This is a genomic window from Roseovarius indicus, from assembly GCF_008728195.1.
Classification (GTDB): Bacteria; Pseudomonadota; Alphaproteobacteria; order Rhodobacterales; family Rhodobacteraceae; genus Roseovarius; species Roseovarius indicus.
The window spans coordinates 944,683-967,508 of sequence record NZ_CP031598.1 but is presented as its reverse complement, the minus strand read 5'-3'; the positions used below and the strand labels follow the sequence as shown (position 1 = coordinate 967,508).

At 65.8% G+C, this 22,826-nt stretch carries 22 protein-coding genes; 10 read left to right on the top strand and 12 right to left on the bottom strand.

Features of this window, described 5'->3' with window-relative positions; genetic code table 11:
• Positions 1-67: 67 nt before the first annotated feature.
• The gene (locus tag RIdsm_RS04600) at positions 68-799 is read left to right on the top strand and encodes an SDR family NAD(P)-dependent oxidoreductase (RefSeq protein ID WP_057819592.1); all 732 of its coding nucleotides are present in this window, start codon (positions 68-70) and stop codon (positions 797-799) included.
• A 104-nt stretch (positions 800-903) separates the two neighbouring features.
• On the opposite strand, the gene RIdsm_RS04595 is transcribed toward RIdsm_RS04600, so the two are convergent.
• The 9 genes from RIdsm_RS04595 to accB form a co-directional block, all read right to left on the bottom strand.
• Positions 904-2,379, bottom strand: coding sequence for a hypothetical protein (locus RIdsm_RS04595; protein ID WP_057819590.1), 1,476 nt, complete (start codon positions 2,377-2,379; stop codon positions 904-906).
• 39 nt (positions 2,380-2,418) lie between these two features.
• Positions 2,419-2,907, bottom strand: a complete 489-nt coding sequence (locus RIdsm_RS30025; protein WP_057819588.1) for an acetyl-CoA carboxylase biotin carboxyl carrier protein — start codon at positions 2,905-2,907, stop codon at positions 2,419-2,421.
• Positions 2,904-4,289, bottom strand: coding sequence for an acetyl-CoA carboxylase biotin carboxylase subunit (locus tag RIdsm_RS04585; protein ID WP_057819586.1), 1,386 nt, complete (start codon positions 4,287-4,289; stop codon positions 2,904-2,906). Before RIdsm_RS04585 ends, RIdsm_RS30025 begins: the two co-directional genes overlap by 4 nt.
• Positions 4,286-4,690: a hypothetical protein gene (locus RIdsm_RS04580; protein WP_057819584.1), complete on the bottom strand. Its 405-nt coding sequence runs from the start codon at positions 4,688-4,690 to the stop codon at positions 4,286-4,288. The genes RIdsm_RS04585 and RIdsm_RS04580 overlap by 4 nt, the downstream gene beginning before the upstream one ends.
• Positions 4,687-5,751, bottom strand: coding sequence for a 2,5-dihydroxypyridine 5,6-dioxygenase NicX family protein (locus RIdsm_RS04575; protein ID WP_057819583.1), 1,065 nt, complete (start codon positions 5,749-5,751; stop codon positions 4,687-4,689). Before RIdsm_RS04575 ends, RIdsm_RS04580 begins: the two co-directional genes overlap by 4 nt.
• A 207-nt stretch (positions 5,752-5,958) precedes the next feature.
• Entirely contained in the window at positions 5,959-6,711 is a 753-nt protein-coding gene (locus RIdsm_RS04570; protein ID WP_160325875.1) for a GntR family transcriptional regulator, read from the bottom strand.
• A gap of 203 nt (positions 6,712-6,914) precedes the next feature.
• Complete coding sequence (locus RIdsm_RS04565; protein ID WP_057819579.1) at positions 6,915-8,372, bottom strand: hypothetical protein; 1,458 nt, start codon at positions 8,370-8,372, stop codon at positions 6,915-6,917.
• Positions 8,373-8,384: 12 nt separating this feature from the next.
• Positions 8,385-9,752 (bottom strand): acetyl-CoA carboxylase biotin carboxylase subunit, encoded by a 1,368-nt coding sequence (gene accC, locus RIdsm_RS04560; protein ID WP_057819577.1) that lies wholly within the window; start codon positions 9,750-9,752, stop codon positions 8,385-8,387.
• Positions 9,753-10,241 (bottom strand): acetyl-CoA carboxylase biotin carboxyl carrier protein, encoded by a 489-nt coding sequence (gene accB, locus RIdsm_RS04555; protein ID WP_057819575.1) that lies wholly within the window; start codon positions 10,239-10,241, stop codon positions 9,753-9,755. It lies immediately after the preceding gene.
• A gap of 358 nt (positions 10,242-10,599) precedes the next feature.
• On the opposite strand from accB, the gene dctP reads away from it, so the two are divergent.
• From dctP to RIdsm_RS04535, 4 genes are all read left to right on the top strand, one after another.
• Entirely contained in the window at positions 10,600-11,574 is a 975-nt protein-coding gene (gene dctP, locus RIdsm_RS04550) for a TRAP transporter substrate-binding protein DctP (RefSeq protein WP_057819573.1), read from the top strand.
• Between the two features lie 80 nt (positions 11,575-11,654).
• Complete coding sequence (locus RIdsm_RS04545; RefSeq protein ID WP_057819570.1) at positions 11,655-12,146, top strand: TRAP transporter small permease; 492 nt, start codon at positions 11,655-11,657, stop codon at positions 12,144-12,146.
• Positions 12,139-13,449 carry a TRAP transporter large permease gene (locus tag RIdsm_RS04540; RefSeq protein ID WP_057819744.1) on the top strand — a complete coding sequence of 437 codons (1,311 nt, stop codon included), beginning with the start codon at positions 12,139-12,141 and terminating at the stop codon, positions 13,447-13,449. The genes RIdsm_RS04545 and RIdsm_RS04540 overlap by 8 nt, the downstream gene beginning before the upstream one ends.
• 22 nt (positions 13,450-13,471) lie before the next feature.
• Positions 13,472-14,083, top strand: coding sequence for an isochorismatase family protein (locus RIdsm_RS04535; protein ID WP_057819567.1), 612 nt, complete (start codon positions 13,472-13,474; stop codon positions 14,081-14,083).
• 9 nt (positions 14,084-14,092) lie between these two features.
• On the opposite strand, the gene RIdsm_RS04530 is transcribed toward RIdsm_RS04535, so the two are convergent.
• Positions 14,093-15,079, bottom strand: a complete 987-nt coding sequence (locus RIdsm_RS04530; protein ID WP_074940285.1) for a 3-hydroxyacyl-CoA dehydrogenase family protein — start codon at positions 15,077-15,079, stop codon at positions 14,093-14,095.
• Between the two features lie 363 nt (positions 15,080-15,442).
• Between RIdsm_RS04530 and RIdsm_RS04525 the strand changes: the two genes are divergently transcribed.
• The 5 genes from RIdsm_RS04525 (at position 15,443) to RIdsm_RS04505 (ending at position 19,870) form a co-directional block, all read left to right on the top strand.
• Positions 15,443-16,576, top strand: coding sequence for a CaiB/BaiF CoA transferase family protein (locus RIdsm_RS04525; RefSeq protein ID WP_201455587.1), 1,134 nt, complete (start codon positions 15,443-15,445; stop codon positions 16,574-16,576).
• A gap of 12 nt (positions 16,577-16,588) precedes the next feature.
• Positions 16,589-17,344, top strand: coding sequence for a citryl-CoA lyase (locus RIdsm_RS04520; RefSeq protein ID WP_057819566.1), 756 nt, complete (start codon positions 16,589-16,591; stop codon positions 17,342-17,344).
• 82 nt (positions 17,345-17,426) lie between these two features.
• Positions 17,427-18,197 (top strand): IclR family transcriptional regulator, encoded by a 771-nt coding sequence (locus RIdsm_RS04515; RefSeq protein WP_057819564.1) that lies wholly within the window; start codon positions 17,427-17,429, stop codon positions 18,195-18,197.
• Between the two features lie 23 nt (positions 18,198-18,220).
• Positions 18,221-19,156, top strand: a complete 936-nt coding sequence (locus tag RIdsm_RS04510; RefSeq protein WP_057819562.1) for a DMT family transporter — start codon at positions 18,221-18,223, stop codon at positions 19,154-19,156.
• Between the two features lie 150 nt (positions 19,157-19,306).
• Entirely contained in the window at positions 19,307-19,870 is a 564-nt protein-coding gene (locus tag RIdsm_RS04505) for an antibiotic biosynthesis monooxygenase (protein ID WP_143100476.1), read from the top strand.
• Between the two features lie 46 nt (positions 19,871-19,916).
• On the opposite strand, the gene RIdsm_RS04500 is transcribed toward RIdsm_RS04505, so the two are convergent.
• Together RIdsm_RS04500 and RIdsm_RS04495 are read right to left on the bottom strand one after the other, a co-directional pair.
• On the bottom strand, positions 19,917-21,836 hold the full coding sequence (locus RIdsm_RS04500) for a TRAP transporter permease (protein ID WP_143100475.1): 1,920 nt from the start codon (positions 21,834-21,836) through the stop codon (positions 19,917-19,919).
• The gene (locus RIdsm_RS04495; protein ID WP_057819557.1) at positions 21,833-22,816 is read right to left on the bottom strand and encodes a TAXI family TRAP transporter solute-binding subunit; all 984 of its coding nucleotides are present in this window, start codon (positions 22,814-22,816) and stop codon (positions 21,833-21,835) included. Before RIdsm_RS04495 ends, RIdsm_RS04500 begins: the two co-directional genes overlap by 4 nt.
• Between the last annotated feature and the right edge of the window lie 10 nt (positions 22,817-22,826).

Genomic DNA, 22,826 nt, shown 5'->3' with positions numbered 1-22,826 from the left:
AGCGGAGCAGATATCCGCCATCTTCTTCGCCCTGCAACCAAGCGCTTCGGCCTTCGGAGGTACGACAATGTCAGACCCAAGAACCATCCTGCTGACCGGGGCAAGTCGTGGCATCGGCCACGCCACCGTAAGGAAATTCAGCGCCGAAGGCTGGAGGGTGATCACCTGCTCCCGCCATCCCTTCCCGAAGGAATGCCCATGGGGCGGCGGCGAGGAAAACCACGTCCAGATCGACCTCGCAGACCCCAATGACACGATCGAAAAGGTCGAGCTGATCCGTCGGAAACTGGGCGGCCGGCTCGACGCGCTGGTCAACAATGCCGGCGTGTCTCCGAAAGGCCCGGATGGCGAGAGGCTCAACACCATCGACACCGACCTGCGCGCCTGGGGCCATGTCTTTCACGTGAATTTCTTCGCCTCGGTCGTCCTGGCCCGCGGCCTGAAACAGGAACTGGCCGAAACCGGCGGGGCCGTCGTGAACGTCACCTCGATTGCCGGCAGCCGCGTCCACCCCTTCGCCGGCGCCGCCTATGCCACGTCAAAGGCCGCCCTCAAGGCCCTCACCCGCGAGATGGCGCATGATTTCGGCCCGCTCGGGGTGCGTGTCAACGCCATCGCGCCCGGAGAGATCGAAACCGACATCCTCAGCCCCGGAACGGAAAAGATGGCGGAAGACATCCCCCTGCGGCGTCTGGGCCAGGCCGAGGAAGTGGCAAACACCATCTACTTTCTCTGCTCCGAGGGCAGCACCTACATCTCCGGTACCGAAATCGAGATCAACGGCGGACAGCACGTGTAAGACGTCGAACTCATGCGAAACGCGGTCTGGCGACGGGGCGCAGCGGATCATCCGCCCCCTTGCGCTCCCGGCCGCTCCGACAAATGCGCTTCGGCAAACCCGTCTCAGGTGTTCGAGATCGACAGCGACAGGTCCGACCCGTTCTTGACCTCCACCGAGCCGACGGTCTTCCGCGCCATCAGCTCCTCGGCAAGGCACGCCACGGGATGCGGCCGCGGGCGATCCACGATGGGTTTGCGGTTCGCCTTGAAATCCTCGTAGGCCGCCGGGTGCAGGAACAGGAACAGCAACAGGTCCTCGTCCGACTCGAACGGCCCGTATTCGGCCCGGATCTTCGGCAAAACGGGCTCGTCCAGCCCCTCCTGCGGGTCGATATCCGGCTCGCCGCCCGACAGAAGATCCTTCACGTTCTGGTCCATCGGCGCGATCGTGTCGCCGAACGCCCCGCGCGCGTAAAGCCGCAGCGCCTCGGGCGGGCTGGCATAGCGCTCGCCCTGGATCACGTTCATCACCGCCTGCACGCCCACGAATTGCGAATAAGGCGTCGACATATGCGGATAACCCAGCTCCTCGCGCACCCTCGCAGCCTCTTCCAGCACCTCGGGAAGCCGCTCTTCCAGCCCCCTGTCCTTCAGCTGCTGCACGAGGTTCGAGATCATGCCGCCGGGAATCTGGTGGCCCACGTAACTCTGGTAGGCGGCCGGGTCGAACGGCTTCTCCTCCGGAATGGGCCGGCCTTCCTTGTAGGCGACCCAGGTGAACCAGTCGTTGATTTCCGCCAGCGCGTCCTCGTCCACGTCGATCTCGCAGCCCTCCTCGCGGGCCATCTCCACGATATCGAGCGCCGAAGGCAGCGCCGAGCCCCAGGCCAGCGGCCGCGCCGCCGTCCAGATCACGTCCACTCCCGCCCGGATCGCCTCGCGCACCGACGCGCGGCCCAGCCCCGAGGTCGTGTGGCAATGGAAATGCAGGTCCATCTCCTCGCCAATCGCCTTGCGGATCGCGGTAAAGGCCGACTGCGCCCGCTTGGGCTTCATCACCCCCGGTGAATCCGACAGCACGAAGGAATGCACCCCGCGCTCGACCAGCTGCTTCGCCTTCCCGGCAAGGTACTCGTCCGTGTGCGCCGGGCTCTCGTTATAGCCGACGAACCCTTTCACGTGGAAACCCAGCCTGCGCCCTTCCGAGATCAGGTGCTCCACGTTGCGCATGTCGTCGAGGCTGTCGAACACCTTGAAGCTGTCCACCCCGTTGCGCATCAGCGTCTCGAGGAAAAGCGTCTGCACATCCCGCGGCTGCGCCTTCCAGCCCCACAGGTTCCGGGCCCGGATCAGCACGTCAAAGCTCGTGTCCGGCATCTTCCGCCGAAGCAGGCGCATCCGCGCCCACGGGTCCTCGTAAAGGTACATCGCCGCCGTCTCGAAGGTCACGCCCGCCGCCACGCAGACGGCATCGAACCCCGCCCGGCCGATCACGTCGGCAATCGGCAGCATGCTTTCGGTCCGCATCCGCGTCGCCCAAAGCGATTGCTGCGCATTGCGCAGCGTTTCGTCGAGAAGTCTGATCTTTTTCCTGGCCATCTGGTCTTACGTCCCTTCGCGTGCCGCTCTGCCTGTGTCTCAGCCTGCGCTGATCAGCATCAGCACGTCGTCCTTGTTCACGGTCTGCTGGTTCTCGACGAAAACCGCCACCACGGTGCCGTCCATCTCTGACGTGAGCGGCGTGAACAGCTTCATCACCTCCACGATGCCCAGCTGATCGCCGGCGCTCACCGCCTGCCCGACCTCCACGAAGGCCGGCTTGCCCGGCGCGGGCGAGGCATAGAACATCCCGCTCATCGGCGCCCTGATCGGCGTGGCATCGGGAAACTCCGCCATCTTCGCCGCGCTGTCCGCCACGCCGGACGCCACCGCAGCGGCAGGCGCCGCCGCCGGCTCAGGCGCCGCGGCGACCGGCTTCACCGGTGCAGCCGCCTTCGGCGCCGCCCCGGCCCCCGCCCGCTTCACCTTGAGCGACAACGCCCCGGTCTGAAGCTCGATATCCACATCCTCGGCCCGGTCGATCAGACCGAGAATCCGCACCACGTCCGAATAGCTCAACTCGCTCATCGGCGGCCCCCTTCAAGTCTTTCCCGGAACGCCGGGTCCTCCAGCACGGTCTCGACCCAGCGCGTGCTGATCTCGTCCGACTGTACCTCGGGCCGCTCCAGTAGCGCTTCGAGGAAGGGGATCGTGTTATCCACCCCCTCAAGCCCGAACCCAGCCAGCGCCTCGCGCATCCGCCCGATCGCATCCGCCCGGTCAGCGCCCGACACGATCAGCTTTGCCAGCATCGAATCGTAATGTGGCGGCACCACGTAGCCCTTGTAACAATGGGTATCGAGGCGAATGCCCTCGCCCTCCGGCACGGCCCATTCGGTGATCTCGCCAGGCGAGGGTCGGAACCCTTCGGCCGCCGATTCCGCGTTGATCCGGCACTCGATCACATGCCCCGTCAGCGTGATATCCTCCTGCCGCAGCGACAGTGTCTCGCCCGCCGCGATCCGCAGCTGCTCGAGCACAAGATCCACCCCGGTCAGCATCTCCGTCACCGGATGCTCCACCTGGATGCGCGTGTTCACCTCGAGGAAATAGAACGTGCCCAATTCGCGGTCGTAGATGAACTCCACCGTACCCGCGCCCTCGTATCCCACGGATTTCGCCAGATCGACAGCCGCCGCCCGCATCTCCTCGATCCGCTCGGCGGGCACGTCGGTCGCCGGCCCTTCCTCGAGGATCTTCTGATGCCGCCGCTGAAGCGTGCAATCCCGCTCGCCAAGATGGATGACATTGCCATGCCGGTCGCCCAGTACCTGCACCTCGACATGCCGCGCCAGCCGCACGAAGCGTTCCATGTAAAGCGTGTCGTCGCCAAACGCGGCCCGCGCCTCGGCCTTGGCCGTGTCATACGCGCTCTTCAGCTTGCCGGCCTCTTCGACCACCTGCATCCCGCGCCCGCCGCCGCCTTTCGCTGCCTTCAGAAGAACCGGAAACCCGGTCTCTTCCGCCGCCGCCAGCGCATCCTCGAAGCTCGACAGGTCGTCGCGCCCCGGTACCACCGGCACACCGGCCTTCTCGGCCAGCGACCGGGCACTCACCTTGTCGCCAAGGCTGCGGATGGTCTCGGCATCGGGGCCGACGAAGGTGATCCTGTGCTCGGCGCAGGCCGCCGACAAGTCGGCATTCTCCGCCAGGAACCCATAGCCCGGATGCAGCGCCTCGCACCCCGTGCCCAGCGCGGCGGTGATCACCGTGTCGATATCGAGATAGCTTGCCCCCGACGGTGCCGGCCCGATACAGACCGCCCGCGTCGCCAGCTTGGCCGCAAGACTGTCGGTATCGGCCTCCGACACGCCCACGACCGTCTCCAGCCCCGCCTCCTCGCACGCCTTGATCACCCGCACGGCAATCTCGCCGCGATTGGCAATGAAAACCCGTTTGAACTTCGTCATGCCGCACCGCCCGCGATCTCGAAGATCGTCTCGCCATATTCCACGAAAGCGCCATCCCGAACGATCTGCCGAGAAATCGCCCCGGCCGTCCCGGCCACGACGTTCTTTTCTTTCCACACGCTGCGCACACGACCCAGCACAGTATCGGCGGACACCTGCGCCCCCGGCGCCCAGTCTTGCGCCGCCTGGAAATGCCCCACGCCGGGCGAGGCGACGGAAACCGCCGGCCCTGCCGGCGCGGCGACCTCGGCCGCAACCGCCCCCGGCGCACCAAGCTTCAGCCGCGTCTCCCCGACCCGCAGATCGAGCGAGCGCCGCCCCGTCTCCCGGAACACGTCGATCAGCCGGCGCAGATCCGCCTCGGCCAGCCCGCCGCCTGCAACAGAAGCTTCACCCGTCATACGAGGATCTTCCCGTTCTCGGCCAGAACATGCTCGTCATCGACGACCATGGTCACCCGGTCCGAAATCGCCTCCAGCCGCAGCCGGCTCACCACCTCGCCCCGGTCGGCCCCGTGGCCGATCCCGAAATGCATGGCGCCGTAACGCTTCTTCTCGCTGCGCATGTTGCCGGTATAGGGCGGACATTTCGGGTTCGTCCCGATCGAGATCTCGCCGCCCACGGTCAGCGAATTCTCGTCGCCATAGGCATCCAGATATGCCTTGATCTGGTCGGCCTCGTGCCCGCCCGAGATATCGACAACCTTGCCGTTCTCGATTTCCAGCGTCACCGGCTCGTGCCACTGCCCCGCCGGGTGCTGACCGGTATGATCCCAGAAGATCCGGCCATTCGCCGTCCCGGCCAGCGGCTCGACATGGAACTCGCCAAAGGGCCACGTGCCCGGGCTCGTGCCGAACCGGTCCGTCTCGGGGTTGCGCTCGAACGGGATCGCGCCCCAGCGCCGCGCGAGCGCCCCGTCCGGGTACCCGGTGATATCCGCGGTCAGGTCGCTGCCGCCAGGCGTCGTCACGCGGATCGTCTTGCCCGCATCACAGATCTCGCCCATGCGCCCCTGGATCCGGCACATCTCGACCACATCGGCCTCGCCACACGACCCGCCGCCATCGATCAGGATCTCCTGGTTGATTTCCTCCCAAAGCCAGATCGGCGTCTTGCCCGTGGCCCCGCCCTCCGAGCGGATCTTGCGCAGGCCCGGCGTGCCGCTGTTCAGCGCGGTGGTGGTCATCGCGATCACCACATCCGCCTCCTTCGCCGCCCCGATCGCCATCGGCGAGGGGTCGGCACAATGGTGCGCCCGCTTTGGATACAAGGCCAGGCACGCCTCGGCCCCCTTCGCATGCAGCGACCCCATCATCGCCTGCCAGATCAGCGGATCCATCTGGTCATCGGTCAGGATGGCGAACTTGTCGCCCGCCTTCACGTTGCGAAACGGGTACTCGAAGGATTTCATCATCGAGATAAGCCGGGTCGGCGGGGTGCCGTAACGCGAAATCGCTTCCATGGGGTCTCCTCTGCTTTCCTTGCGACGGCAGACATGCACCGGAAGACATACCAGCTTCAGGTCACAGGCGGCCACGTATCAATTGCATTCATTATCGGCTTTCTAAACGGATATCAAAGGCAAATATCCGCATATTGCATACATATTTGCAATTTTCCCGATTTCCCTCCGAAACCGGCCGGCCAACGCCACACGCAGTGCCATGCGTCACCGGGGGTCTTGCCCGTCCTTGCCCTGCGCGATCAGCCCAAGCCCCGGCGTCGGCGACATCTCCCTGCCGCTCCGCATGGCTTCGACGCTCTCCCGCTTGTTGTTGCACGCCTGGTACGCATACGCGATCATCAGCGCCGAGGCCCGGCCCGCCTGGCGCAGGCGCAACGCCTCGACAATCTGCTGCCGCATCTCGAAGGTCGTGCGGATCCGGCCAAGGCTGTAATCTTCCGACGAAAGATCGAACATCACGCTGTAGGGCGCCACCAGCGGAATGCGCTTCAGGTGGTCGATGGAATACCTGATCGCGGAACTGCCCGAGCATTCCACCAGCAGGTCATGGAACTTCGCCACCAGCTCCATCCATTTCAGCCGGTGCTCAACCTCGAAGAACCCGCAGTCTAGAATGGCCGCCATCTCGTCCAGCACGGTCTCGAAGCGCTGCAGATCCTCCTCCGACAGGCCCCGCTCACAGGCATACCTTGCCGCGATCGCCTCGACCTCGCCGCGCAGGATGATCGAATCCGCCACCTCGTCCAGCGTGAACCGACGGGTCCGGAACCCCCGGTTCGGCGTCCGCGTGACCAGCCCTTCCAGCTCCAGCGCACTCAGGGCGGCACGGATCACCGTCCGCGACATGCCCAGATCCTCGGCCAGGTGCATCTCGGCCAGCTTCTCGTCGGCCCCATAGGCCCCGCTCTGCACGGCTTCCCGCAAAAGCTGGGTCGCCCGTTCTACCTGCGTTGCCATGCTCTGCCCCTCCTTCGCCGTTCCGGGTTGCCAGCCGGGCCACCCGGCCCCGATCATCGCCTGATCCGCCACGTCAGAACAAGCGCGTAATCGGTCCGGCCCCGGGCCGAACGCAAGGAATGGATACAATAAAACACGCCGCGCCGACATGGCCCTGCCGCAACGAATTCGCCGGCCTCACCTGTTGCGGCAGGCCCGCGCCCTCACGCCTTCGACAGCCGGATCGACATATCGCCCGTCTCGACCGAAACCTCGTGCTGCGCACTCTGCGCCGCCAGCCCCGCCACCAGCGCCACCAGCGGCGAGCGGCCCACGGGCTCTTCCTTCACCGGTGGCAGCCCCCGCACGAACGGCACCGCCGCATCGTCCACATAGGCGCGGATGATCAGCTCCTCGTCCGTCAGATCCGCCGACACCGATTTGCGCACCTCCTCGAGGCTCGGCTGCGGCACCTCCATCGCGGCAATCTCCCGCGCCCTCGGCCGATCGAGGATCCGGTCGCGCGCGTTCTCGTCCATATGCTCCAGCGCCTCGCGCCCCCAAAGGCCCAGCGCAAACTGGATCGTCTCGTCCGTCACCTGCTTGTAGCGCTCGCCGGTAATGACGTTCACCGCCGCCTGCGTGCCCACGAACTGCGACAGCGGCGTCACCATGATCGGATAGCCCAGCTCCGCCCGCACCTTCGCGGCCTCTTCCCGGATCAGGTCCATCCGCCCGCCCATACCCACCTTCGCAAGCTGGTATTCGAGGTTCGAGATCATCCCGCCCGGGATCTGGTGCGCGTAAAGCGTCTCGTCATAGGCGCGCGGCTGGCCGATCGCCAACCCCTCGCGCTGCGCGATCTGCGTCAGGTACTGCGCCACCACCCTGACCGGCGCCTCGTCCAGAGGCACGTCATAGCCCAGCGCCTGAAGGTTCCGCGCGATATCCAGAACCGACGGCTGCGACGACCCGTCCGACAGCGGCGGCACCGCCGAATGCACATGCCGAATGCCAAGGTCCACCGCCTCCTGAACGTTGTAGACACCCAAGCCGTTATTGCAGTGATTGTGGAACTCGACCGGTACATCCCCCGCCGCCTCCAGCACCTTCGGCAACAGCTCCCTGATCCGCCGCGGCGTCAGCAATCCGCCCACATCCTTGAAGCACAAACGGTACGGTTTCAGCGCCGCGGCATCCTTCGTGCGCTGGATGAAATACTCCGTCGTGTGCCGGGGCGAGACCGAGTAGATGAGGTTCACCACCGACTCGATGCCCATCCGCCGCATCTCGTCATGCTCTTCCCGCAAGGTCTCGAAATCGTTCCACGGATCCGAGATCCGGGCGGTGGTGATGCCACAGTCGATCACCTTCTGCACCATCAGCTTCGACACCGACTCCGGCACTTTCCCCAGCCCGCTGCGATACCCCGCATGCAGCCTGAGCGGCGTACTCTTCGCCCGTGCCGTGCCCCGCCGCAGCCACTCGAACGGGTCCTCCTCGAGGTCGCGGATCATCTTCTTGATCTGCACCACCGGCACGAAGAACTCCATCGCCTCGTAGCCCGCCTCGTCCAGCCGCTCCAGCGCAGGAAGCATCCAGCCCGTGCGCATGTTCATCGCCCAAAGGCTCTGCTGCCCGTCCCTCAAGGTCGTATCGATAAGCCTGACGGTCTCTGCCATGTGCCTTCCTCCCTATTCGGCCGCATCCGGCACGAACTGCCCGGCCACGCCTTCCAGCCAGCCGGTGTTGATCCGGCCAGAGGCGAAATCCCCCTGCGCCAGGATGTATTGGTGAAACGGTATCGTGGTGGCGATCCCCGCCACCGCGAAGCCCTGCAAGGCGCGGTCCATCCGCGCGATCGCATCCGCCCGGTCGCGCCCATGCACGATCAGCTTGGCAATCAGCGAATCGTAGAACGGCGGCACGACATATCCCTGCCGTGCATGGCTATCCACCCGCACCCCCTCGCCCTCGGGCGGCGCCCAGGCGACAATCCTGCCCGGCGCCGGCGCAAAGCCCCGCCCCGGGTCCTCGGCGTTGATCCGGCATTCGATCGCGTGGCCGGTCATCCGCACATCCTCCTGCGACACCGACAACTTCTCGCCCGCCGCGATCCGCAGCTGCTCGGCCACGATATCCACGCCGGTAATCATCTCCGTCACCGGATGCTCGACCTGCACCCGCGTATTCATCTCGAGGAAAAAGAACTCGCCCCGGTCCACGTCGACGATGAACTCGACCGTGCCCGCGCTCTCGTACCCGATATGCCGGGCCAGCGCGACGGCGGCCCCCCGCATCGCCTCCCTGAGCTCATCGCTCAGGTCAAAGGCCGGCGCCTCCTCCAGCACCTTCTGATAGCGCCGCTGAAGCGAACAATCCCGCTCGCCCAGGTGAATGACATTGCCATGCCGGTCGGCCAGGATCTGCACCTCCACATGCCTTGCATTGGCGATGTAGCGCTCCAAGAACAACGCATTATCCCCGAACGCCGCCAGCGCCTCGGCCGAGGCCGTCTCGAACGCGCCCTTCAGATCCTCTTCCCGATGCACGATCCTGATCCCGCGCCCGCCACCCCCGGCGGCGGCCTTGAACAGCACCGGCATGCCGATCCCCTCGGCAATCTCCCGTGCCGCGCCGAAATCCGATATCCGGGGCGAGCCCGGCGCCAGCGGCACGCCCACCGTCTCGGCAATCTCACGCGCCACCAGCTTGTTGCCCATCTGCCGGATATTCTCGGCACTCGGCCCCACGAAAACGATCCCGTTCTCGTCGCAGGCGGCGGCAAACTCCGTGTTCTCCGACAGGAACCCATAGCCCGGATGGATCCCGTCACAGCCTGTGCCCAGCGCGGTGGCCACCAGCGCGTCTATCTTGAGGTAACTCTCGGTCGCCCGCGCCGGCCCGATACACACCGCCCGGTCGGCGATCTGCGCCGCCATGCTGTCGCGGTCGGCCTCCGACACGGCGGCCACGGTCTCGAGCCCCAGCGTCTGGCAGGCCTTGATCACCCTGACGGCAATCTCCCCCCTGTTGGCGATCAGAATACGGTTCAGCGCCATTCACCCCTCCGGACGGATCAGCAGGATCGGCTGCTTGAATTCCACGAAATCGCCGTTTTCCACCAGGCAGCGCACCACCGTGCCCTTCTGCTCGGCCCGGACGTTGTTGAACACCTTCATCACCTCGATGATCCCGATGGTGGTGTCGGCGTCGATCACGTCGCCTTCCTTCACGAACGGGTCGGCGCCGGGCTCGGGAGCCACATAGAAGGTGCCGACGATCGGGGCGGTTACCTCGATAAGCCCCTCTTCCTCGCCGGCCTCCGCAGCCGGGGCCACCGGGGCCGGCTCGGGCGCAGCTGCAGCCACTGGCGCGGGTGCCACTACCGGTTCAGCCACCGCCACCGGCGCCGCCGCAGCCGCCTGCCGCAACGGCCCCGACTTGCTGGCGGCGATGCTGATATCCCCCACCTTGATCTCGATCGAGTCGAAGGCCGAGGCCTCGACGATGGACAGGATTTCCCTGACCTCCTCATGCGAAAGTTTCATGCGCGCGCTCCTTGCGATCCCGTCGCGGTTCGATGAAGGGGCCGGCCCGACGGCCCTGGGGCGAGACGGCCCCGCAAGGGGCCGGCGAGCCTCCGCCATGCCACGCAGGCCGCTCCCCGGCCCGCGCACAGCTCCTCCTCCGATGCGAAGCCTAAGCCAGAAGCTCCGTTTTTTAACGCCTTGATGCCCGCCTCCGCCGGAATTTCACATATGCGAAATCTTCCGCACCCCCCGGCGTTCGCTTATGCAAAACCCGTCCCATGCGTTATTCTTAGAAAGCTATGTTTTTCGAAACAGGCCGCCTGAAAGACGAAACCGAGGAGATAACCAGGCCGGCCAGCCAAAGGGAGGAACCACCATGAAACTACTCAGAACCGCTGCCCTCGCAGCGATCACCAGCCTGTGCGCCACCACCGTGTCACAGGCCCAGGAACTCCGCCTGCTCTCCAGCTGGGACCCGAGCTATGCCGCCGTCGGCAATGTCCTCGTGCCCTTCATGGAAAAGCTCGAATCAGAGACCACCGGCGATCTCTCGCTCGACATGGTCGGCCCCGAAACCATCCCGCCCTTCGAACAGCTCGACCCGGTCTCTCGCGGCCTCTTCGACATGCTCTACACGAACGGCGCCTATCACTTCAACGACATCGCCGTCGGCATGTCTCTCGACGCCATGACCGGCAACACCGAGGCCCTGCGCGAGGCCGGAGTCTGGCAGGCCGTCGACAAGCACTACCAGGACATGGGCCTCAAGCTCATCGCCGTGCTCTTCGACCTCAACGGCTATCACATCATGCTGAAAGAGCCAGTGGGCGACAACGCCCTCGAAGGCCGCCGCATCCGCGGCACCCCGATCTATCACCCGGTGATCGAGGCGCTCGGCGGCTCGCCCGTGGTTCTGCCGGGTGGCGAGATCTACCCCTCTCTCGAACGCGGCGTCGTCGACGGCGCGGCCTGGCCCACCGTGGGCGCCGTGGCCTTCAAATGGTACGAGGTCGCCGACTACCTGATGCGCCCGACCTTCGGCCAAGTCTCGCACATGGTGCTGATGAACCTCGATACCTGGAACAGCCTCGACGAACAGACCCGGTCGGAAATCGAAACCGCCGCCGCCAGCTTCGAGCTGGAAGCCAACAAGCTCTTCGACGATCTTGCGGCCAAGGAACGCGAGACACTCGAATCCGAGGGCATGGAAGTCACCGAGCTCAGCCAGGAGATGGCCGACAAGATCAGCGAAGCCTGGTTCAAGGGCGCGCTCGACCTCGCGGCCTCCAAGAACCCCGAGGCGATCGAGGAAATCCGCGGCCTCGCCTCCGAGGCCGGCGTCGGCGGCTGACCGGTCCTCGAACCCTGAAAAACACCGTCACGAGCCCCGCCCCCGCGCCGGGCTCGTGACCCATCCTTGAAAGGTCACGCATGACGCCCATCCTGCGCGTTCAGGACAAGATCAGCTGGGCAGGCTTCATCCTCGGAGCCTCCGCGCTCGGCGCCATCGTCGCCATCTACGCCTTCGAGGTGATCTCGCGCTACGTCTTCGGGGCGCCCACCCTCTGGGCCAGCGATTTCGTCTCCTTCCTGCTGCTCATCTCCGTCTTCGCCACCGCCCCCTGGCTGACCCGCGAAGGCGGCCATGTCGCCGTCACCATCGTGCCCGACATGCTGCCGGCCTTCCGCGACGCGATCCTCCGCGCGGGCTTTCTCCTGGCGGCCGGCGTCTGCCTCTGGGCCAGCTGGATCTGCCTGGGCGAGAACATCTACCTCTACAATCGCGGCACCGAAACGCTGACCACGATCCGCATCCCGAAATGGACCCTCTCGGCCTTCATCACCTACGGGCTCTTGAACTCGGGCCTCTACTTCCTGCGCCTCGCCTTCCAGCGTGGCACGCCGGGGGCCCATGATGCCTGAAGGAATTGCCGCTGTCCTCGTGGGGGTCGCCATGCTGCTCACCCTCATGGCGCTGGGGATACCCGTCTTCGCCGCCTTCCTCTGCATCAACCTCGCGGCGGTGGTCATCATCATGGGCCCCGCGGGCTACGGCATGTTCGCCAACAGCCTCTACGAGACCACGACCACCCAATCGCTCGTCACCATCCCGCTCTTCATCCTGATGGGCGAGATCCTCTTCCGCTCCAACTCGGTCGAGGTGCTCTTCCGCTCGATCGACACGCTGGTGGGCCGCGTGCGCGGGCGCCAATACGTGCTCTCGATACTGCTCGCCACGGTCTTCAGCACCCTTTCGGGCGCGGCAATGGGCGTCGCGGCCATGCTCGGCCGCTCGCTCCTGCCCGGCATGATCGCCCGCGGCTACGACGCCCGCCTCTCCGCCGGCACCATCCTCGCCGGCGCGAGCCTCGCGCCCCTCATCCCGCCCAGCGTCCTCGTCATCATCATCGGCACGCTGGCGGGCGTCTCGATCGCCGGGCTGCTCATCGCCGGCATCCTGCCGGGGCTGATGTTCGCCGCGATCTTCCTGATCTACTGCTTCACCCGCACCTGGCTCGATCCCTCGCTCGCCCCCGAGGAACCCGATGACGGCACCCGCCCCTCGGCGCGCGAGAAACTCTGGGCGCTGCTGCGCATCGTGCCCTTCTCGATCATCATCCTGATGGTCATGGGCCTGATCCTCATGGGCATCGCCACCCCGACAGAGGCCGGCGCGATGGGCGTCATCGGCTCGCTGATGACGGCCGCCATCTACCGCAACCTCTCGCTGCGAATGATCCTCGAAGCGGTCGCCACCTCGGCCAAGATCGCCGCCATGATCCTCTTCATCATGGCCTGCTCCAAGCTCTTCAGCCAACTGCTCGCCTTCACCGGCGGCGCCACCGCCATGACCGAATGGGTGGTCAGCCTCGACGTCTCGCGCTGGATGATGCTCTTCCTGCTGATGGCCCTGCCGTTCCTGCTGTGCATGTTCATCGACCAGATCGCCCTGATGCTGATCGTCATCCCGATCTACCTGCCCATCATCGAACGGCTGCAATTCGACCCGATCTGGTTCTGGCTGCTGTTCCTCGTCAACATCACCGTGGGCGGCATGACTCCCCCCTTCGGCTACACGCTCTTCGCCCTCAAAAGCGCCTGGCGCGAAGCCACCCTCGCCAAGGTCTTCTCGGCCGCCTGGCCCTTCGTCCTGCTCTACCTTCTGGGGATGGTCATCCTCGCCCTCTTCCCGGGGCTGACGACCATTCTCCCCTCGATGCTCTGACCGCCATGCACAAAGGCACGCCATGACCCAAACCTTCGGACAAAGCCTCGGCTGGGGCCGCAACCCGCTCCTCCTCGTGATCGACATAACCCGCGCCTTCACCGAGCCAGACCGCCCCCTCGGCAGCGACGCCACGCCCGTCGTCACCGCCGCCAACAAGCTCATCGAGGCCGCCCGCGCGGGCAAGCTGCCGGTGATGTTCACCCGTGTCGCCTATGAAAACGCCGACCTCTCCGATGCCGGGCTCTGGTCGAAGAAAATCGGCAGCCTCGGCGATCTCGTCGATGGCGGCGACGGCGTCGAGATGGACAAACGCCTCGATGTCCGCGACAGCGACCCGGTGCTCACCAAGAAATACGCCTCCTGCTTCTTCGGCACCGACCTCGCCAGCCGCCTCACCTCGTCGGGCATCGACACACTGGTCATCTGCGGGCTCAGCACCAGCGGCTGCATCCGCGCCACCGCCGTCGACGCCATCCAGCTCGGTTTCCGCCCCATCGTGGTCGAGGATGCGGTGGGCGACCGCTGGCAGGACGCCCACGACCAGTCGCTCGCCGATCTCGGCGCCAAATACGCCGATCTCGAAGCCACCGAGACTGTCATCCAGAAGCTGCGCGGCTGGAACGCGGGCTAAAACCCGCCCCTACCGCACCTTCAGCCGCGTCACCGGGTCACGATCCTGCAACCATTCCAGCAGGTTCGAAAGCTGCCGGTCCCGCTCCTCGACGGTCTCGTCATATTCGCCCTCGAAGGTGTACCACCCCTGCCCGGTCATCGCGCCCAGGTGGCCCGCCTCCGCCAGCTCGCGCAACGCGGGGCGGCCCTTGTAATTCTCGTCGCCGGTCTGCTTGTAAAGCGAGTCCGTCACCGCCAGCGCCGTCTTCTTCGACACGATCAGGTCTTCCGTCAACAAGGGCCCCCAAAGCGCCAGCCTCGGCCCGATGCTCAGCCGCACGGCGGCATCGATATCGTCCCTTGTCGCCAGCCCCTCGTCCACCAGCCGGTAGATCTCGGTCAGCATCGCGAACTGGATCTTGTTGATCAGGAACCCCGGTCGCTCGGGGCATGCCACGCCGACATGCTCGATGCTCTCGACAAATGCCCGCCCCCACGCAACCAGCCCCTCGGGCGTGAAATCCGAATGGATGATCTCGATTACCGGGATGATATGCCCGGGCGTGATATAGTGAATGCCCAGCACCCGCCCCTTGTGCGTGACCTTCTCGGCAATATCCGAAATCAGCAGCGACGAGGTATTCGACGCCAGCACAACATTGTCGGGGCAGATTTCATCCAGTTGGCCGAACACATCCTGCTTCGTCTCCAGAACCTCCTGCACCGCCTCATGCACCAGGAACGCGCCCTGAACCGCCGCCTTCAGATCGGCCTCGGTCGACACCTTCCCAAGCATCGCCTCGACCTCCGAGGCCTCCTTCGTAAACGTCGCCGCAATCGGCCTCGCCCGCTCGGCAAAGCTGTCCAGCAAGTCTTGCTGCATGTCGCACAGAACCACCTCATAGCCGTGATGGGCATAAAGCGTCGCGATCACGCAGCCCATGAAGCCCGCGCCCACGACACAGATGCGCCCGCCCTTCGGCGGCGGTGCGATATCGAAGCCCGTCTCGGTCATGCTGTCCTCCCTCTCCGGTCCGTGCCGCCGGCTCTCCGGCGGGCGGCAACCCGGTCGAGCATTGCAGGTGACCGGCCCCTGTCAACATCGCAGGTGGCCGGAACCGGAGTTTTCACCCATGTGAAATCTGCCCCCTCGGCACCCTCTCGCCCAACCATGCCGACCATCTCTCGGAACCCACTAAATCACTGCCTCAAATGAATAAAATCCCCCCATGACAACGCAGCCACCCCACACTCCGCCTACCCCGCCAAGTTGACGGACCCCCGGTTCTGTGGAAGCCTTTCCGCCTACTCGGCCCCTGCCAGAAAACGCGCGACAAGACGCCCCGGGGGCCCTGCCAACACCGGAGGACACCCGACCATGCCCGACCCCATGCCCCTTCCCCTCGACGGAATCCGCGTGATCGAGATCGGCACCATGATCACCGCCCCCCTCGCCGCCTCGATCCTGGCCGAGATGGGCGCCGAGGTCATCAAGGTCGAGCGTCCCGAGGGCGACCCCTTCCGCGCCTTCATGGGCGGCAACTACGCCCCCCATTTCCGCGCCTACAACAAGGGCAAGGCCAGCGTGACCCTCAACCTCCGCGACGAGGCCGACCTGGCACACCTCCGCAGCCTTCTCGAAACCGCCGACGTGCTGGTCGAGAACTTCCGCCCCGGGGTGATGGACAGGCTCGGCCTCTCAGCCGAAACCATCGCCCGCGACTATCCGCAACTCGTCTACTGCTCCATCACCGGCTTCGGCACCGACGGCCCCTACGCCGCCCGCCCCGCCTACGACACCGTCGCGCTCGCCCTCTCCGGCATCGCCCACCTCAAGGTCGACCCCGACGCCCCCGGCGTCTCGGGCCCCACCACATCCGACAACGTCTCGGGCATGACGGCGGCCCATGGCATCCTCGGCGCCCTCCTCGGCCGTGAACGCGGCCAACCCAACCGCCGGGTCGAGGTCAACATGCTCGAGGCCTCCATTGCCTTCACCCCCGACAGCTTCGCCATGGCCGATGACGGCCACAAGGTCGACCGCCTCACCCGCGTCCGCGCCTCGCAAAGCTATGCCATGACCTGCGCCGATGACCGCGTCCTCACCATCCACCTCTCCTCGGCCGTCAAATTCTGGGAGGCGCTGGTCACCGCCATCGGCGACCCCGCCCTCGCCGCCGACCCGCGCTTCGAAACCCGGCAGGACCGCTACGACAACTACACCGCCCTGCAGGACACCCTCTCCGACATCTTCCTGACCCGAACCCTCGCCGACTGGTCCCAGCGCCTTTCCGACAACGACGTCCCCTTCGCCCCGGCCCTCACCACGCAGGAGGTGCCGGAAAACGAACAGGTCCGCCACATGGGCACCTTCACCCGCACCCACGCCGGCGACGGCAACGATTACACCGTCATCAACTCCCCCATCCGCTTTGACGGAGAGCGCCCTCCCGTCCGCCGCGCCCCGCCGCTTCTCGGCGAAGACCGCTCCACTTACCTCGACAAGCCATAGGCAGGCCCCGCAATGTCCGACAAGCTCACCACCGAAATCTCCCAGACCACCGAAACCGAAATCCGCTGGCGCGGGCAGGACCTCATGACCGACATCCTCGGCAAGCGCGACTTCGCCGAAACCATGTACCTGCTGATGACCGGCCGCTTCCCCGAACCCTGGGAACGGCAGATCTTCGACGCCTGCCTCATCACCCTGATGGAACACGGGCTTACACCCCACGCCATCGTCTCGCGCCTGGTGGCGGATTCGAACCCCGACCAGTTGCAGATCGCCATGGCCTCGGGCCTCACCTGCGTGGGCGATGTCTTCGCCGGCACGATGGAAGGCTGCGGCCGCCTCCTGCAGGAAGGGCTCGCAGCCGACGACAAGGCCCAATGGTGCCACGACACCGCCACCGCCTACCGTCAGGAACGCCGCCCCCTTCCGGGCTTCGGCCACCCCCAGCACAAGCCCGACGACCCCCGCACGCCCCGCCTCTTCCAGGTCGCCCGCGAGGCCGGCGCCACGGGCCACGCCATCGGCCTTCTCGAAGAGTTCGGCACCGCCGTCGACACCGTCTATGGCCGCCACCTGACCATCAACGCCACCGGTGCCATCGGCGCCCTCCTTCTCGAGGTCGGCATCCAGCCCGAGATCATGCGCGCCATCGCCGTCACCTCCCGCGCCGCCGGCCTGACCGCCCATATCGCCGAGGAACAGAAAACCCGATCGGGCCGCCGCATCTGGACCCTCGTCGAGAATGAATTTGCCTATACCGGCCCCTGAAACGCCCTTTGCCCGGGGCGGCAAGCCATGCTTCCGCCCACCCTGCACAACGGCTAAGCTTCCCCGCAGGGGAGGCACCGGCATGCAGCACGACAAGGTCAAATCCGCCGCGCGCGTCATCGAGATTCTCGAGTATTTTTCCGAGCATCGCGAACCCGCGCGCATGTCCGAACTCACCGCCGCGCTCGGCTACCCGGCCTCCAGCGTGACGGCGCTCCTGCGCACCCTCGTCGCGATGGGCTACATGGATTTCGACCAGGCGACCCACCGCTACTTCCCCGCCACCCGCCTGTCACGCCTGACCAACTGGATGGAGGCCGGCGGCTATGAACAGACCACCGTTCTCGACGCCATGCACAAACTGCGCGAACTGACCGAGGAACCGGTCGTGCTCGCCGCGCCCGACGGGGTGCATATCGAGTACTTCATATCGCTCCACCGCTACGAGGGCACCAATTCCCACATCAAGACCGGCTCCCGCCGCCTGATGATCCAGAACGGCATCGGCTGGCTCATGCTCAGCCGCGCGCCCCTGGCCGATGCCCTGACGATCTACCGGAAAACCATCACCGCCGGGCTTCTGGCCGAGGAAAAATTCTCCGAGGCCGAATATTCCGAAACCCTCGACCGGCATCGCGGCACAGATATCTCTGTGCTGCACGCCAAGGATTTGCGCGAACCCACGGCCCACTGGAATGCCTCGATGATCTCGACCCTGATCCCGGTGCCCAAGGGGCATCACCGCTATCTTGGCGTCGGCGTCCACGGCCCCACCCCCCGCATGACCGAAAAGGCCGACATGATCGCGGGTCACCTGCGCGACCTCGTCGAGGATCTCCGTGCCCAGGTCTGAGCTCTGCCCGTGACCCTCGCCGCATGATCCCTCTCATCGGTGAACTCTGCGCCACGCTGGCGGCGCTCTGCTATGGCTTCAGCTCCGTGGCCGTCACCAAGAACGCCCGCGCGGGCGGCGGGCGCGGCGGCGCCGTGCTGCTGTCGATCATGCTGACGGCGGCTTTCTCGGGCGGCCTCTGGCTTTTCATCGGCCCCGCTCTTCCGCCCGCGGGCGCCGGCCTCTGGGCCGGCATCGCCGTCTTCGCCCTCGCCGGCATCCTCGCCACCGTGCTGGGGCGGCTGTTCTATTTCCGCTCCATCGAACTGACCAGCGCCATCGAGGTCGGCCTCACCCGCCGCCTGATCCCGGTCTTCGCCGCCGGCCTCGCCGTGCTCTTCCTGGGCGAGGTCATCACCGCCGGCATCCTGCTTGCCTTCCTGTTCGTCTTCTCGGGCGTCGCCATCAGCTTCATCGCCAACCCCAACCACGCGGCCGCCAGCAGCCCCCACACCCCCCGCACACCGGCCGACCAGCTCAAGGGCCGCGCGCTCTCCGTCGCCTCCTCGGCCAGCTATGGCGGCGCCTATGTCACCCGCAAGATCGCCATGACATGGCTGCCCGACCCGTTGGCCGGCGCCTTCATCGGCGCGGTCACCGGCATGGTCTGGTACGCCGTCGCCGCCCCCTTCAGCGCCGGCTACCGCGACAGCATCCGCTCGCTCTTCCGCAAACCCGGCCGCTGGCACGTCCTTGCGGCGGCCGCCATCTCGCTCGGACAGATCCTGCAATTCGTTGCCCTGACCTTCACCAGCGTCACCGCCGTCGCCATCATCGGCTCCATCGAGATGTTCTTCGCCGCATGGCTCGCGGCCTTCGTCTTCAAGACCGAACCGCGCCCCGGCGCGGCGTTCATCCTGGCCTCGCTGCTGGCCTTCGCGGGCGTCGCCCTCCTCGCCCTGTCGCGCATGGGCCCATAACCCCGCCACGGCCTGCGACAAAGCGCGCCAATGAGGGGCGAACTCACGGATATCCCCCGATAAAACCCGCCGGAGCCTATACAAACCGTTCAACCCGTGCCATAGCCGAAACCACCGCAAACCAAATGGAATACTGGATCGAGGAGCATGATGAGCGCACGCGTCATAGATGACCCAGCCGGCTGCCTCCTGGTGGCTCTCCGTGTCCGCCATGCCGATGCCGATCTCTGCGCCGATAAGCTTCACGCCCTGCACCAGCGCCTCGAACAGGCCGAGGGATTCCGCAGCCTCGACACCATCCGCCGTGATGGCGGGCTGGGCACCGACTATTACAGCCTCGCCCGGTTCGACAGTGTCGAGGCGCTCGAGAAATGGCGCGCCTCGAAGGAACGGCAGGAACTCTTGGGCGGCATCGAAGAGCTCGCCATCACCGACATCTCCCGCGAACAGGCGGCGGGCTCCAACATCTGGTTCCGCCCCATCGGCACCATGCCCAGCACGCCGAAAGCCCCGCCGCTCTGGAAGCGCTGGCTGCTCAGCATGCTGGCGGTCTACCCCGCCCTTGTCCTTCTGGTGGCATTGCTCAAGCCCGTCACCAGCCTGCTGCCACAGGCGCTCGGGCTGTTCATCGTGGCCTTCATCCTGACCGGCCTGACCACGGCGTTCATCGTCCCGTGGCTCTCCCGCCGCCTTCAGGGCTGGCTCACCTCGTGATCCTCTCCCGCCGGCACCCCGGCGGAAGAGGTCATCTTCTCAGGCACTACTCGCCGGGCTCGGCCTCCTTGCCGACCCCCTTCGACGCGGCCATGTACACGATCACGAACATCGCCACCGTGGCGATGATCCCGGCCACCGAGACGTAAAGGTTCGGCGCCACGGCAGCGGCTCCGCCCAGCGGCAACAGCACCTTCATCGGCAGCGACGACCGCCCGCTCGTCTTCAGCCGGAACCACTCGAACGACACCGCGATGGCACAGGCCCCCACGAAGCCGCCCACCGCGACCAGCGCGATCTCGAGCCCCGTGCCCTGCCCAAGGATGGCCGGGTTCCAGATGAACACGAACGGCATCACGAACCCCACGGCCGCCAGCCTTACCGCCTCGAACGCGATCGAGAACGGGTCCTCGTCCGCAATCGCCGCCGCCGCCAGGGCGGCCACCGCAATGGGTGGCGTCAGCGCCGACAGGATCGCGTAATACAGCAGGAACATGTGGCTCTCGAGGATCGGGAACCCGATCTTCGTCAGCGCCGGCCCCACCAGCACGGCCGCCAGGATATAGGCCGAGGGCGTCGGCATCCCGAGGCCAAGGATGATCGTCACCACCGCCGCCAGCAACAGCGTCAGGAACGCCTCGCCGCCGGAAATCTCGATGATCACGTTCGCGGCCTTCATACCGAGCCCCGTCATCGACAGCCCGCCGATCACCAGCCCCGCGGCCGCACAGGCCCCCGCCACCGGCAGGATCCTCAGCGTCGTCTCGCCCAGCGCATCGATCACGTCCCACGGGCTCATCCGCGTCCGTTTCGACAGCAGCGTCGCCAGCACCACGGCCAGCGCCCCGGCCCCAGCGGTGAAGACCGGCGAATACCCGGCAATCAGCACACCGATGATGATCCCGATCGGAATGAGGAACGGCCAGCCGAACCCGAAGGTCGACTTCAGCGTCGGGATCTCTCCCGAATAGGGCCGCAGATCCTCGCGCACCGCCCGCAGATGCACCTGCAGGAACACGCCCACGTAATACAGCATCGCCGGCACCAGCGCGGCATAGACCACCTCGCGATAGGGCGTCCCTGTATACTCGGCCAGGATGAACGCGGCCGACCCCATGATCGGCGGCATCGCACTGCCCCCGGTCGAGGCCGCAACCTCCACACCGCCCGAAAACCGCTTGGAATAGCCCAGCCGCTTCATGATCGGAATGGTGATCGATCCGGTCGCCACCACGTCCGATGTCGGGCTGCCTGACATCGTGCCGTAAAGCCCGGACGAGATGACAGCCACCTTGGCCGGCCCGCCCCGGCTGTTGCCCGTCGCGGCCGAGGCGAGGTCGAAGAAGAACCCCCCGCCCCCGGCCTTGGCCAGCAGCGTGCCGAACATCACGAACAGGAAGACATAACTCGCCACCACCTGCACCGGCACGCCGAACACGCCATCGGTGGTGAAGACAAGGATATCGAGCAGATAGGAAAACTCGTCGATCCCGTGCCCGAAAGGCGGCGGCAGCAGGTAGCCGAACCAGTTATACAGCAGGAACAGAACCACGATGCCGGTCAGCCCGGCACCGGTCGTGCGGCGCGTCGCCTCCAGCGTCAGCAGAAGGATGGACGTCCCGAAAAAGAACTGCGGCCCGGTGAACGGATTGAGCAGCGAAATCCGGTTCGAGATCACCTCGGCGTTGAAGAAAAAGAAAATACCCGCCGCAAGGCTCAGCGCCGACAGCGCCCAGTCAAGAATGGTCGGAGTGTTCGACGCATTGGGCGAATGCCCGATCGACGGGAACAGCAGCGTCAGGATGCCCGACACGAACAGGATGCCCAGAACCAGCGGATCCGAGATCACGAAAAGGTTGGCGTAGATCACCCAGACGGCAAAGGCAGCCGCCAGGACCGTCTGGATTTTTGCCGGCGCACTTGCAAAAGTGCGCCGGCGGCCTGTTGCGACAAGCGAAAAGGTCACTCAATCAGCCCCGCGTCCTTGTAGACCTTCTCCGCGCCGGGGTGGAACGGCAGCACCGTCTGGCTGACCATCAGTTCCGGCGTCAGCTGCTTCATGGCACCGTGAACGCCCCGGATCTCGTCGATATTCTCGAGGAAGGCCTTCGCCAGCGCCTCGGCCACCGCGTCTTCCATCTGGTCGGTCGTCACCACCATCGCACCCAGCGCCATCGTGTTGATGTCCGCGTCCTGGTTCGAATAGCTGCCCGCCGGGATCGTGTAGGCCGAGGTACCGAATTCCTTGTTGGTCGCCTCGATCACGTCCTGCGGGATTTCCAGCAGTACCACGTCGGTGTTCTCGTCGATCGCCCGGAACGACGCGTGACCGATGAAGATACCGTTGGTGGCCATGTCGATCCGGCCGTCCTGCATCAGGTCGCCCTGCTCGTTCGCCCCGGCCCGCACGAAGGAGCCGCCATTCGATTCCAGCGTCGCCTCGTCCAGCCCGGCCGCTTCCAGCATGAACAGCGCCACGTTGCCGGTGATGTTGCCCGAGCGATTGATCCCGATGGTGATCGGCGCGCCCGAGCTGGCAATGTCGTCAAGGCTGTCGATGTCGTATTCCTCGGCCATCTTGCTGTTGAGGAAGAAATGCATCGGCGCCCAGTTATACATGTAGCCGATGGCCTGCATGTTCTCGACCGGCGCGCTGAACGGCTCCTGCCCCGAAAGGGCCAGCTGGATCTCGGCGTCATGCACGAGCCCAAGGTCGGTGCGGTTCGCGGCCAGCAGGCCGATATTGGCAAAGCCGCCGCCGGTCGCCTGGTAGGTGATCACGGAATCGGGGTCGTTGGCCTTGGCCGCCCGGTCCATGCCGGCACCAAGCAGCGACCACAGGCCGCCGGGGTTGCCGCCCGACAGCGTCACGTCGACGCTCTGGGCTTGCCCGGCCGTGGCGGACACAGCCAGGCCAAGCGCAAGTGCGAGTGATTTGAATCTCATGTTTTCCTCC

What these genes read in the sequence shown, in the direction of transcription:
- RIdsm_RS04600 (WP_057819592.1), top strand. Translation starts at nt 68, where the DNA reads ATGTCAGACCCAAGAACCATCCTGCTGACCGGGGCAAGTCGTGGCATC.
- RIdsm_RS04595 (WP_057819590.1), bottom strand. Translation starts at nt 2,379, where the DNA reads ATGGCCAGGAAAAAGATCAGACTTCTCGACGAAACGCTGCGCAATGCG.
- RIdsm_RS30025 (WP_057819588.1), bottom strand. Translation starts at nt 2,907, where the DNA reads ATGAGCGAGTTGAGCTATTCGGACGTGGTGCGGATTCTCGGTCTGATC.
- RIdsm_RS04585 (WP_057819586.1), bottom strand. Translation starts at nt 4,289, where the DNA reads ATGACGAAGTTCAAACGGGTTTTCATTGCCAATCGCGGCGAGATTGCC.
- RIdsm_RS04580 (WP_057819584.1), bottom strand. Translation starts at nt 4,690, where the DNA reads ATGACGGGTGAAGCTTCTGTTGCAGGCGGCGGGCTGGCCGAGGCGGAT.
- RIdsm_RS04575 (WP_057819583.1), bottom strand. Translation starts at nt 5,751, where the DNA reads ATGGAAGCGATTTCGCGTTACGGCACCCCGCCGACCCGGCTTATCTCG.
- RIdsm_RS04570 (WP_160325875.1), bottom strand. Translation starts at nt 6,711, where the DNA reads ATGGCAACGCAGGTAGAACGGGCGACCCAGCTTTTGCGGGAAGCCGTG.
- RIdsm_RS04565 (WP_057819579.1), bottom strand. Translation starts at nt 8,372, where the DNA reads ATGGCAGAGACCGTCAGGCTTATCGATACGACCTTGAGGGACGGGCAG.
- accC (WP_057819577.1), bottom strand. Translation starts at nt 9,752, where the DNA reads ATGGCGCTGAACCGTATTCTGATCGCCAACAGGGGGGAGATTGCCGTC.
- accB (WP_057819575.1), bottom strand. Translation starts at nt 10,241, where the DNA reads ATGAAACTTTCGCATGAGGAGGTCAGGGAAATCCTGTCCATCGTCGAG.
- dctP (WP_057819573.1), top strand. Translation starts at nt 10,600, where the DNA reads ATGAAACTACTCAGAACCGCTGCCCTCGCAGCGATCACCAGCCTGTGC.
- RIdsm_RS04545 (WP_057819570.1), top strand. Translation starts at nt 11,655, where the DNA reads ATGACGCCCATCCTGCGCGTTCAGGACAAGATCAGCTGGGCAGGCTTC.
- RIdsm_RS04540 (WP_057819744.1), top strand. Translation starts at nt 12,139, where the DNA reads ATGCCTGAAGGAATTGCCGCTGTCCTCGTGGGGGTCGCCATGCTGCTC.
- RIdsm_RS04535 (WP_057819567.1), top strand. Translation starts at nt 13,472, where the DNA reads ATGACCCAAACCTTCGGACAAAGCCTCGGCTGGGGCCGCAACCCGCTC.
- RIdsm_RS04530 (WP_074940285.1), bottom strand. Translation starts at nt 15,079, where the DNA reads ATGACCGAGACGGGCTTCGATATCGCACCGCCGCCGAAGGGCGGGCGC.
- RIdsm_RS04525 (WP_201455587.1), top strand. Translation starts at nt 15,443, where the DNA reads ATGCCCGACCCCATGCCCCTTCCCCTCGACGGAATCCGCGTGATCGAG.
- RIdsm_RS04520 (WP_057819566.1), top strand. Translation starts at nt 16,589, where the DNA reads ATGTCCGACAAGCTCACCACCGAAATCTCCCAGACCACCGAAACCGAA.
- RIdsm_RS04515 (WP_057819564.1), top strand. Translation starts at nt 17,427, where the DNA reads ATGCAGCACGACAAGGTCAAATCCGCCGCGCGCGTCATCGAGATTCTC.
- RIdsm_RS04510 (WP_057819562.1), top strand. Translation starts at nt 18,221, where the DNA reads ATGATCCCTCTCATCGGTGAACTCTGCGCCACGCTGGCGGCGCTCTGC.
- RIdsm_RS04505 (WP_143100476.1), top strand. Translation starts at nt 19,307, where the DNA reads ATGAGCGCACGCGTCATAGATGACCCAGCCGGCTGCCTCCTGGTGGCT.
- RIdsm_RS04495 (WP_057819557.1), bottom strand. Translation starts at nt 22,816, where the DNA reads ATGAGATTCAAATCACTCGCACTTGCGCTTGGCCTGGCTGTGTCCGCC.